The organism is Pseudomonas palmensis, assembly GCF_017848315.1.
In the GTDB taxonomy this organism is placed as follows: Bacteria; Pseudomonadota; Gammaproteobacteria; order Pseudomonadales; family Pseudomonadaceae; genus Aquipseudomonas; species Aquipseudomonas palmensis.
In genome coordinates this window covers 16,765-27,056 of the sequence record NZ_JAFKEC010000071.1, presented here as the reverse complement: position 1 = coordinate 27,056, position 10,292 = coordinate 16,765, and the positions used below count along the sequence as shown (strand labels likewise).

The window sequence follows — 10,292 nt, the reverse complement described above, 5'->3', positions numbered from 1 at the left end:
AGAGTCTGTCAAGCGTTTATTTTGAAGTTTTTCGTTTCACTTCAAACACTTGACTCGCTTCGATCTCTCGTAGCGGGAGGCGAATTCTACAGCGTTACAACCTGCTGTCAACCACCTTTTTCACCGCTGCCGATCTTTCGATCGAAGCACCTCCAGCCTGACCTGAAACGTCCAACCCGTTGATATTCAAGGAGTTTTTCGTTCCGACTGCGCCGGAAGTGGGGCGAATTATAGAGAGATTAAATCGTGCGTCAAGGGCTAATTTGAAACTTTATCAAATCAGCCCTCGCCACCCTCTATATAGATAGGAGAGGGCGCCTACAGCACGCCCGCGCCACGCAGGCGTTGCACCTCGTCACCCTTCAGCCCCAGCACCTGCATCAGCACCTGTTCGGTATGCTCCCCCAGCAGCGGCGGTGCATTGCGGTACTCCACCGGCGTCTCGGACAAACGAATAGGGCTGGCTACCTGCGGCACGCTGCCGGCCAACGGGTGAGGAATCTCTATGGCCAGGCCACGCGCCTGCACCTGAGGGTCCTGGAACATCTGCGCCAGGTCGTTGATCGGCCCGCACGGTACACCCGCCTGCTCCAGCTGGCTGACCCACTCGGCGGTAGTCTTGAACACCGTGGCCTGGCGAATCAGCGGGATCAGCTCGGCGCGGTTGGCAACACGCAGTTTATTAGTGGCAAACCGCGGGTCATCCGCCCACTGCGGCTGGCCGGCCACCTCGGCGAACTTGCGAAACTGCCCGTCGTTACCCACGGTCAGGATGAAGTCGCCATCGGCGGTAGGAAAATCCTGGTAAGGCACGATGTTCGGGTGCGCATTACCCAGGCGACGCGGCGCAACACCCGTGGTCAGGTAGTTCATCGCCTGGTTGGCCAGGCAAGCCACCTGCACATCCAGCAACGCCATGTCGATGTGTTGCCCGCCGCCATCGTGATCCCGGTGGGCGAGGGCGGCCAATATCGCCACCGTCGAATACAGCCCGGTGAGAATATCGGTCAACGCCACCCCGACCTTCACCGGCCCCGCACCGTCCTCACCCTCCGGGCGGCCGGTAAGGCTCATCAGGCCACCCAGGCCCTGGATCATGAAGTCATAACCAGCGCGCTTGGCGTAGGGTCCGGTCTGGCCGAAGCCGGTGATCGAGCAATAGATAAGCCGCGGGTTGATCGCCCGCAGGCTTTCGTAGTCCAGCCCGTAGGCCGCCAGCCCGCCAACCTTGAAGTTCTCGATCAGGATGTCGGACTTGGCCGCCAGCTCGCGTACCAGTTGCTGGCCTTCGGGCTGGGTGAAGTCGATGGTGACCGACTGCTTGTTGCGGTTGGCCGAAAGGTAGTAGGCCGCCTCACTGGTGTTCTCGCCATAGGCGTCCTTGAGAAACGGCGGGCCCCAGGCGCGCGTGTCGTCGCCCGCCCCGGGACGCTCGACCTTGATCACCTCGGCCCCCAGGTCCGCGAGGATCTGTCCGGACCACGGTCCGGCCAGCACTCGCGACAGATCCAGCACCCGCAGATGAGATAGCGCGCCCATGGGCTGGCTCCTTATTAATAGAAAGCCTGCAGACCGGTTTGCGCACGCCCCAGAATCAGCGCGTGCACGTCATGGGTACCTTCATAGGTGTTGACCACCTCGAGGTTGACCAGGTGGCGGGCCACGCCGAACTCGTCGGAGATACCATTGCCGCCCAGCATGTCGCGGGCCAGGCGGGCGATGTCCAGCGCCTTGCCGCAGGAGTTGCGCTTCATGATCGAGGTGATCTCGACCGCAGCAGTGCCTTCATCCTTCATGCGGCCCAGGCGCAGGCAACCTTGCAGGGCCAAGGTGATCTCGGTCTGCATGTCGGCCAGCTTCTTCTGGATCAGCTGGTTGGCGGCCAACGGGCGGCCGAACTGCTGACGGTCCAGGGTGTATTGGCGCGCGGTGTGCCAGCAGGCTTCCGCTGCACCCAGGGCGCCCCAGGAGATGCCGTAGCGCGCCGAGTTGAGGCAGGTGAACGGGCCCTTCAGGCCACGTACATCCGGGAAGATGTTTTCTTCAGGCACGAACACGTTGTCCATCACGATCTCGCCGGTGATCGAGGCACGCAGGCCGACCTTGCCGTGAATCGCCGGGGCACTCAGGCCTTCCCAGCCTTTCTCCAGCACGAAGCCGCGAATGTCGCCCGCATCGTCCTTGGCCCACACCACGAACACGTCAGCGATCGGGCTGTTGGTGATCCACATCTTGCTGCCGCTCAGGCGATAGCCACCGTCGACGCTCCTGGCGCGGGTGATCATCGAGCCCGGGTCGGAGCCATGGTTGGGCTCGGTGAGGCCGAAGCAGCCGATCCACTCGCCGCTGGCCAGCTTGGGCAGGTACTTCTGCTTCTGCGCCTCGGTACCGAATTCGTTGATCGGCACCATCACCAGCGAAGACTGCACGCTCATCATCGAGCGATAGCCGGAGTCGATACGCTCCACTTCACGGGCAATCAGGCCGTAGCACACATAGTTGAGGCCGCTGCCGCCGTACTGCTCGGGGATGGTCGCACCCAGCAGGCCAACCTCGCCCATTTCACGGAAGATCGCCGGGTCGGTCTGCTCATGGCGGAAGGCTTCGAGCACACGCGGGGCGAGCTTGTCCTGGGCGAAGTGGAACGCGCTGTCACGCACCATGCGCTCTTCTTCGGTGAGCTGCTGATCGAGCAGCAGCGGGTCGATCCAGTTGAAGCTTGCCTTGCCAGCCATGTGCGAATCCTCGGAAACGTTTTGTCGTGGGTTGATCCTAGGCCGTAACGGGCGTGGCGACAAACGAGGATTGCGCATAGTCTTGTGATAATTTCTCACTTCGTAACGGCACCAACAGCCATTTTTACGACTGATTAGTGAGGTTGACGTATATGCGGCGCAAGATCCCCAGCACCACGGCCCTGGTGTGCTTCGAGGCTGCAGCCCGCCACGAAAGCTTTACCAAGGCGGCCCAGGAGCTCTCCCTGACCCAGGGCGCGGTGTGCCGACAGGTGGGCGGGCTGGAGGAGTTTCTGAATGTGGAGCTGTTTCGACGCTCGCGCCGTGGCGTGAAGCTCACCGAAGCCGGCCTGTCCTATAGCCGCCGCGTCGCCACCCAGCTGGACGCGGTGGAGCGCGATACCCTGTCGGTGATGGGCCAGCAGGGCGCCAACGTGATCGAACTGGCCCTGGTACCGACCTTCGGCACGCAATGGCTGCTGCCGCGACTGAAGGACTTTCAGCGCCTGCACCCCGAAGTCACCGTCAACCTGACCAACCGCACCCGTCCGTTCCTTTTCGCCGACACCCACTTCGACGCCGCCATCTATTTTGGCGACGCCGACTGGTCGGGTACCCAGTCCCACCGCCTGATGGGCGAGAACCCCGTGCCGGTGTGCAGCCCGGCCTTGCTGGCAGGGCAGGCTAGTCTTAGCGCCGAGGACCTCGCGCAACTGCCGCTGCTGCAGCAGACCACCCGACCCTATGCCTGGCGCCAGTGGTTCAACAGCCTGGAAATGAACGTGGCCCGCGACATGACCGGCCCGCGCTATGAGCTATTCTCGATGTTGGCCCAGGCCGCCATGCACGAGATGGGCGTGGCGTTGATCCCGCCCTTTCTCATCCAGCATGAACTGGGGGAGGGCAGGCTGGTGATTGCCAACCCGCATGCGCTGTCGAGCATCAAGGCGTATTACCTGATGATCCCGGAGCGCAAGGTGGAATCCGCCTCGCTGCGTGCTTTTCGCGACTGGCTGGTAGCCGAGGCCCAGCGCTATGCCGCGCAGCACAAGGATCAGAGCGGTTTGTTGACCCCGTAGTCAGCAAATATCGAGCCCTACAGATATACGAAAATGTCGCAAATGAGCAGACTGTTCCGGTGCACGCCAAAACACCCCTTAACCCTGCTGTTTACGGGGCCTTCGCGACATAAAGCCTGTGCACAAATGCGCTTTCGCGAAATTTGTCTGAAAAAATTTCAAATTTTGCGTAATGTCCCTGAAGCCCACGGTTCGCGGGCTTCAGGCCGTTTATTGCGACATTCGGTCACAGGGTGACTTGTAGTTTATCGTTCGTCACCCTTCAGAACCAGTTGAAGCGATTCAGGATCGCCTGCAAAATGCCGCGCCCCGCCCGGATTCAGGGCGGGATCGTGCTGATCGGCCGCCCCAGACGCACCATCCGCAGTGCGCTGGTTTACCAACAAAAGATCACGCAGGAGAAATTGACGTGCACATTGGTGTTCCTCTCGAAACGCAGACGGGCGAGACACGTGTCGCTGCCACCCCCGAAACCATCAAGAAACTGATCGGCCAGGGTCATCAGGTCACTGTGCAACGTGGCGCGGGCGTCAATGCCAGCGTGCCCGACAGTGCCTATGAAGCAGCAGGCGCGACCATCGGCAGCGCTGCCGATGCGTTTGGCGCACAGCTTGTACTCAAGGTTGTGGCGCCCAACGAAAGCGAACTGGGCCAGATCAACAGCGGCACCGTTCTGGTGGGCATGCTCAACCCGTTCAACAATGACGTGATTGCCAGGATGGCCGAACGCGGGATCACCGCCTTCGCTCTCGAAGCCGCGCCGCGCACCTCCCGCGCGCAGAGCCTCGACGTGCTGTCATCGCAGGCCAACATCGCCGGCTACAAGGCCGTGCTGCTGGCCGCGCATCACTACCCACGCTTCATGCCGATGCTGATGACTGCCGCAGGCACCGTGAAGGCTGCCCGCGTGCTCATCCTGGGCGCCGGTGTGGCCGGCCTGCAGGCCATCGCCACGGCCAAGCGCCTGGGTGCGGTGATCGAGGCCTCGGACGTGCGCCCGGCGGTAAAGGAGCAGATCGAATCGCTCGGCGCCAAGTTCATCGACGTGCCGTATGAAACCGATGAGGAACGCGAGTGCGCCGAAGGCGTCGGCGGCTACGCGCGACCCATGCCCGCCAGCTGGATGCAGCGTCAGGCCCAGGCCGTGCACGAACGCGCCAGACAGGCCGACATCGTCATCACCACCGCGCTGATCCCCGGGCGCAAGGCACCGACCCTGCTCAGCGCCGAAACCGTCGCGCAGATGAAGCCGGGCTCGGTGGTCATCGACCTCGCCGCCGCGCAGGGCGGCAACTGCCCGCTGACCGTGGCCGACCAGGTGGTGATCGAGAACGGTGTGACCATCGTCGGCCCCACCAACCTGCCAGCCCAGGTCGGTGCGGACGCCTCGGCCCTGTATGCACGCAACCTGCTCGACTTCATGAAACTGCTGTTCGACAAGGACGGCGCCCTCACGATCAACCTCGAAGACGACATCGTCGCCGCGTGCCTGATGTGCCGCGACGGCCAGGTCATCCGCAAGAACGGATAAGGAGCCAGACAATGGAAGACATGCTGATCTCTCACGGCGTCTACAACCTGATCATCTTCGTGCTGGCCATCTATGTGGGCTACCACGTGGTATGGAACGTGACCCCGGCGCTGCACACCCCGCTGATGGCGGTCACCAACGCCATCTCCGCCATCGTCATCGTCGGCGCCATGCTGGCCGCCGCGCTGACCGTGACCCCGCTCGGCAAGACCATGGGCACCCTCGCGGTGGCCCTGGCAGCGGTCAACGTGTTCGGCGGTTTCCTCGTCACCCGGCGCATGCTGGAGATGTTCAAGAAAAAGGCCGCGAAGGCTGAGGGGAAGAAGTAAACATGAGCATGAACCTGGTAACCCTGCTCTACCTTGTCGCCTCGGTGTGCTTCATCCAGGCGCTCAAGGGCCTGTCGCACCCGACCACCTCGCGGCGCGGCAACCTGTTCGGCATGCTCGGCATGGCCCTGGCGGTGATCACCACGGTCGGCCTGATCTACAAACTGGGCGCGCAGCTGGCCACCGACGGCATCGGCTACGTGATCGTCGGCCTGCTGGTGGGCGGCACTGCCGGCTCGATCATGGCCAAACGCGTCGAAATGACCAAGATGCCGGAACTGGTCGCCTTCATGCACAGCATGATCGGCCTGGCGGCCGTGTTCATCGCCATCGCGGCCGTGGTCGAGCCACAGTCGCTGGGCATCGTGGCCAGCATCAGCGACCCGATTCCGGTCGGCAACCGCCTGGAACTGTTCCTTGGCGCCGCCATTGGTGCGATCACCTTTTCGGGTTCGGTCATCGCCTTCGGCAAGTTGTCGGGCAAGTACAAGTTCCGCCTGTTCCAGGGCGCGCCGGTACAGTTCAGCGGCCAGCACAAGCTCAACCTGGTGCTGGGCCTGGCCACCATCGCCCTGGGTCTGATCTTCACCTTCACCGGCAACCTGACCGCCTTCGCCCTGATGCTGGCCCTGGCCTTCGTGATGGGTGTGCTGATCATCATCCCGATCGGCGGCGCCGACATGCCGGTGGTGGTCTCGATGCTCAACAGTTATTCGGGCTGGGCAGCGGCGGGCATCGGCTTCTCGCTGAACAACTCGATGCTGATCATTGCTGGTTCGCTGGTGGGTTCGAGCGGCGCGATCCTCTCGTACATCATGTGCAAGGCGATGAACCGTTCGTTCTTCAACGTGATCCTCGGCGGCTTCGGCGGCGCTGCAGAAGCGGCCGGCCCGGCCGGTGCCAAGGAGGCGCGCCCGGTGAAATCCGGTTCGGCCGACGACGCCACCTTCCTGCTGAGCAACGCCGACACCGTGATCATCGTGCCCGGCTACGGCCTGGCGGTGGCCCGTGCTCAGCATGCGCTCAAGGAACTGACCGAAAAGCTCACCCACAACGGCGTGACCGTGAAGTACGCGATCCACCCGGTGGCGGGGCGCATGCCCGGGCACATGAACGTGCTGCTGGCCGAGGCCGAAGTGCCCTACGACCAGGTGTTCGAGATGGACGACATCAACTCCGAGTTCGGCCAGGCCGACGTGGTACTGGTGCTCGGTGCCAACGACGTGGTCAACCCGGCGGCCAAGAACGATCCCAAGTCGCCGATTGCCGGCATGCCGATCCTCGAAGCCTTCAAGGCCAAGACCATCATCGTCAACAAGCGCTCCATGGCCAGCGGCTATGCCGGCCTGGACAACGAACTGTTCTACTTGGACAAGACCATGATGGTGTTCGGCGATGCCAAGAAGGTCATCGAAGACATGGTCAAAGCCGTGGAATAAGCCCTTGAAAAGGCTGTGACAAATAGCCCCAGCGCGGTACCGGCTGGGGCTTTTTAATGCCCGCCCAGCCGACAGAAGGCTCTACTTCAGGCCTTCGCATTCGACCTTGGTCGCGGGACGCCGACAGGCGAAATCAATAGACTGCGCATCTAGCTTTAGTAGCCCGAGATAATAATCCATGTACCGTGATCGTATTCGCTTGTCCTCTTTGCACAGCAAGGTAATGAGTGCGGCCGATGCCGCAGGTTTGATCGAGGACGGCATGACCGTCGGCATGAGCGGTTTCACCCGTGCCGGCGAAGCCAAGGCCGTGCCCCACGCACTGGCCGAGCGAGCCAAGCTGTCGCCGCTGAAAATCAGCCTGATGACCGGCGCCAGCCTGGGCAACGACCTCGACAAGCAGCTGACCGAAGCCGGTGTGCTGGCCCGTCGCATGCCGTTCCAGGTCGACAGCACCCTGCGCAAGGCCATCAACGACGGCAAGGTGATGTTCATCGACCAGCACCTGTCGGAAACCGTCGAGCAACTGCGCAACCAGCAGCTCAAGCTGCCGGACATCGCGGTCATCGAAGCGGTCGCGATCACCGAAGACGGCCACATCGTGCCGACCACCTCCGTGGGCAACTCGGCCAGCTTCGCCATTTTCGCCAAGCAGGTCATCGTCGAGATCAACATGGCGCACAACGCCAACCTCGAAGGCCTGCATGACATCTATATCCCGACCTACCGGCCGACCCGCACGCCGATCCCGCTGGTGAAAGTCGATGACCGCATCGGCAGCACCGCGATCCCGATCGACCCGGCCAAGATCGTCGGCATCGTCATCACCGAGCAGGCGGACTCGCCGTCCACCGTATTGCCGCCGGACGACGAAACCCAGGGTATCGCCAACCACCTGATCAACTTCCTCAAGCAGGAAGTCGACGCCGGGCGCATGACCAACAAGCTCGGCCCACTGCAGGCCGGCATCGGCAGCATCGCCAACGCGGTGATGTGCGGTCTGATCGACTCGCCGTTCGAAGACCTGACCATGTACTCCGAAGTGCTGCAGGACTCGACCTTCGATCTGATCGACGCCGGCAAGCTGAGCTTTGCCTCGGGCAGTTCCATCACCCTGTCGACCCGTCGCAACGCCGACGTGTTCGGCAACCTGGAGCGCTACAAGGACAAGCTGGTGCTGCGTCCGCAGGAAATCTCCAACCACCCTGAAGTGGTACGGCGCCTGGGCATCATCGGCATCAACACCGCACTGGAGTTCGACCTGTACGGCAACGTCAACTCCACCCACGTGTGCGGCACGCGCATGATGAACGGCATCGGTGGCTCGGGCGACTTCGCGCGCAACGCGCACCTGGCCATCTTCGTCACCAAGTCCATCGCCAAGGGCGGCGCGATCTCCAGCGTGGTACCGATGGTCAGCCATGTGGACCACACCGAGCACGACGTGGACATACTCGTCACCGAGCAGGGCCTGGCCGACCTGCGTGGCCTGGCGCCGCGCGAGCGCGCCCGGGTGATCATCGACAACTGTGTGCACCCGGACTACCGCGACGCACTGAACGACTACTTCACCCGCGCCTGCGAAAAGGGTGGGCACACCCCGCACATCCTGCGCGAAGCCCTGCAGTGGCATGAAAACCTGGAAGAAACCGGGCGCATGCTGGCCAGCTGAAGCCGTCCCTGTACAGCCGGTGGCGCGCAATGCGCACCGGCTGTACAGTTGTCCCGTCCAACCGTTACACAAACTGTTCTACTGTACCGGTGTTTTGACGGTACCTTCCTACGCAAAATCCCCTCATTGACCCTGAATTGCACCATTTCAGTGCGGACCGGTACAGTTGCGTCCAATCCGAGTGCAACAGTCTGCATAAACAGTTAACTGGACCATCACAATGCAGGTGAACTGTATCTACTGTTATGGACGACACAGGAGGATCATTGGCATCAGTTAAATCACTACCTAATGCCGCCACAAGCGGAAGGATGACACCATGGAACGTACACTCAGTTCCGATCTGGCTTTTGAAAACAACGCTCAACAATCCCAGGGTTCGCTGCCACTGCGCCTGCTGGCCAACCTGATGCTGTGGCAACGCCGCATCGCCAGCCGCCACCAACTGGCTCGCCTGGACTCGCGTCTGCTGGCTGATGCCGGTATCAGCGAAGCGCAACGTTACGAAGAGCTGAGCAAGCCTTTCTGGCGTTGATGCAGGGCCCGCCGGCCAACGCCGGCACCCCGAATTCAAAAACCCGTCGCAGGTGACTGCTGACGGGTTTTTTTGTTTGAAAGGCCCGTGCCAGAGCATTCGAACCAAATACCAGTACAGTTTTTATAAACCAAAATATCACCAGTACAATCGTACAGCTGCGCTGCACGAGCCGGCGAAGCAGACGCCACTGCACCACCTGCTGCATAATAGCCGGGCCCATATTCAGGAGATCGACCATGTCCCGTACCCGCCTGCTTGGCGCCGCAATGCTGCTGGCCCTGGCCTCCACTGCCCACGCATCCAGCTTCGTGGTCACCACCGATACCGTGGTGCGTGGCGTTGCCGCCTCCACCAACGCGACCTCCGATGCCTCCTCATCGCTGCGCGATGACAAGATCGTGCGCGCCGCCCGTGACGACGCCGCCAGCTTCGTCGCCAGCCAGGGCGCCATCCGCGGTGTGAAACTGGAAAGCGCCTTCGCCCACATCCGCCAGCAGGCCCCGACCCTGCAGGCTTCCGACGCCCAACTGGCCCAGGCGATCCTGGCCATCTGAACCGCGCAAGGGCCCGGTACACGTAACAACGTGTAAAAGCCGGGTACCCTGCGCTGGTCCCCACCCGCGCATTGGGATAGCCTTGCCGCCTGATTTCACAGCCAACCAGACCTCATGCGTTATTTGCTACCGCTGCTGCTCGCACTCTGCGCGTCGACTGCCGCCCAGGCCTTCGACCTGACCACTCAAAGCCTTGTGATTGCGGGCTACGCCACCAGCAAGGTGACCACCGCCCCGTTCGATCGCAAGCTGATCCTGGCCGCCCACGACGATGCCGCCGCCTTCGTCGCCAGCGACGGCGCCCTGCGTGGCGCACAGCTGGAAGCCGCCCTGAACGCACTGCGCCAGCACACCCCCGAACTTCATGCCAGCGACCTTGAACTGGCGCAGGCAATTCTCGTCCAATGATCACAAC

At 62.2% G+C, this 10,292-nt stretch carries 10 protein-coding genes; 8 read left to right on the top strand and 2 right to left on the bottom strand.

What is annotated here, in order from left to right; genetic code table 11:
- Positions 1-318 precede the first annotated feature (318 nt).
- Entirely contained in the window at positions 319-1,539 is a 1,221-nt protein-coding gene (locus JZZ72_RS24905) for a CaiB/BaiF CoA transferase family protein (protein ID WP_043862337.1), read from the bottom strand.
- 14 nt (positions 1,540-1,553) lie between these two features.
- On the bottom strand, positions 1,554-2,735 hold the full coding sequence (locus JZZ72_RS24900; RefSeq protein ID WP_054916007.1) for an acyl-CoA dehydrogenase: 1,182 nt from the start codon (positions 2,733-2,735) through the stop codon (positions 1,554-1,556).
- Positions 2,736-2,887: 152 nt separating this feature from the next.
- On the opposite strand from JZZ72_RS24900, the gene JZZ72_RS24895 reads away from it, so the two are divergent.
- The 8 genes from JZZ72_RS24895 to JZZ72_RS24860 all read left to right on the top strand — a co-directional run bounded on the left by JZZ72_RS24895 (position 2,888) and on the right by JZZ72_RS24860 (position 10,285).
- Entirely contained in the window at positions 2,888-3,814 is a 927-nt protein-coding gene (locus tag JZZ72_RS24895) for a LysR family transcriptional regulator (RefSeq protein ID WP_054916008.1), read from the top strand.
- 409 nt (positions 3,815-4,223) lie between these two features.
- Positions 4,224-5,345 carry a Re/Si-specific NAD(P)(+) transhydrogenase subunit alpha gene (locus tag JZZ72_RS24890; RefSeq protein ID WP_043862334.1) on the top strand — a complete coding sequence of 374 codons (1,122 nt, stop codon included), beginning with the start codon at positions 4,224-4,226 and terminating at the stop codon, positions 5,343-5,345.
- Between the two features lie 11 nt (positions 5,346-5,356).
- Positions 5,357-5,674, top strand: coding sequence for an NAD(P) transhydrogenase subunit alpha (locus JZZ72_RS24885; protein WP_043862333.1), 318 nt, complete (start codon positions 5,357-5,359; stop codon positions 5,672-5,674).
- A 2-nt stretch (positions 5,675-5,676) separates the two neighbouring features.
- Positions 5,677-7,113 carry an NAD(P)(+) transhydrogenase (Re/Si-specific) subunit beta gene (locus JZZ72_RS24880; RefSeq protein ID WP_043862332.1) on the top strand — a complete coding sequence of 479 codons (1,437 nt, stop codon included), beginning with the start codon at positions 5,677-5,679 and terminating at the stop codon, positions 7,111-7,113.
- A gap of 178 nt (positions 7,114-7,291) precedes the next feature.
- A complete protein-coding gene (locus JZZ72_RS24875; protein WP_043862331.1) occupies positions 7,292-8,785 on the top strand; it encodes an acetyl-CoA hydrolase/transferase family protein in 1,494 nt (497 codons plus the stop codon).
- Positions 8,786-9,104: 319 nt separating this feature from the next.
- The gene (locus tag JZZ72_RS24870; RefSeq protein ID WP_043862330.1) at positions 9,105-9,320 is read left to right on the top strand and encodes a DUF1127 domain-containing protein; all 216 of its coding nucleotides are present in this window, start codon (positions 9,105-9,107) and stop codon (positions 9,318-9,320) included.
- A gap of 239 nt (positions 9,321-9,559) precedes the next feature.
- The gene (locus JZZ72_RS24865) at positions 9,560-9,877 is read left to right on the top strand and encodes a DUF2388 domain-containing protein (RefSeq protein ID WP_043862329.1); all 318 of its coding nucleotides are present in this window, start codon (positions 9,560-9,562) and stop codon (positions 9,875-9,877) included.
- Between the two features lie 114 nt (positions 9,878-9,991).
- Entirely contained in the window at positions 9,992-10,285 is a 294-nt protein-coding gene (locus tag JZZ72_RS24860; RefSeq protein ID WP_054916009.1) for a DUF2388 domain-containing protein, read from the top strand.
- Positions 10,286-10,292: the final 7 nt, after the last annotated feature.

What these genes read in the sequence shown, in the direction of transcription:
- JZZ72_RS24905 (WP_043862337.1), bottom strand. Translation starts at nt 1,539, where the DNA reads ATGGGCGCGCTATCTCATCTGCGGGTGCTGGATCTGTCGCGAGTGCTG.
- JZZ72_RS24900 (WP_054916007.1), bottom strand. Translation starts at nt 2,735, where the DNA reads ATGGCTGGCAAGGCAAGCTTCAACTGGATCGACCCGCTGCTGCTCGAT.
- JZZ72_RS24895 (WP_054916008.1), top strand. Translation starts at nt 2,888, where the DNA reads ATGCGGCGCAAGATCCCCAGCACCACGGCCCTGGTGTGCTTCGAGGCT.
- JZZ72_RS24885 (WP_043862333.1), top strand. Translation starts at nt 5,357, where the DNA reads ATGGAAGACATGCTGATCTCTCACGGCGTCTACAACCTGATCATCTTC.
- JZZ72_RS24880 (WP_043862332.1), top strand. Translation starts at nt 5,677, where the DNA reads ATGAGCATGAACCTGGTAACCCTGCTCTACCTTGTCGCCTCGGTGTGC.
- JZZ72_RS24875 (WP_043862331.1), top strand. Translation starts at nt 7,292, where the DNA reads ATGTACCGTGATCGTATTCGCTTGTCCTCTTTGCACAGCAAGGTAATG.
- JZZ72_RS24870 (WP_043862330.1), top strand. Translation starts at nt 9,105, where the DNA reads ATGGAACGTACACTCAGTTCCGATCTGGCTTTTGAAAACAACGCTCAA.
- JZZ72_RS24865 (WP_043862329.1), top strand. Translation starts at nt 9,560, where the DNA reads ATGTCCCGTACCCGCCTGCTTGGCGCCGCAATGCTGCTGGCCCTGGCC.
- JZZ72_RS24860 (WP_054916009.1), top strand. Translation starts at nt 9,992, where the DNA reads ATGCGTTATTTGCTACCGCTGCTGCTCGCACTCTGCGCGTCGACTGCC.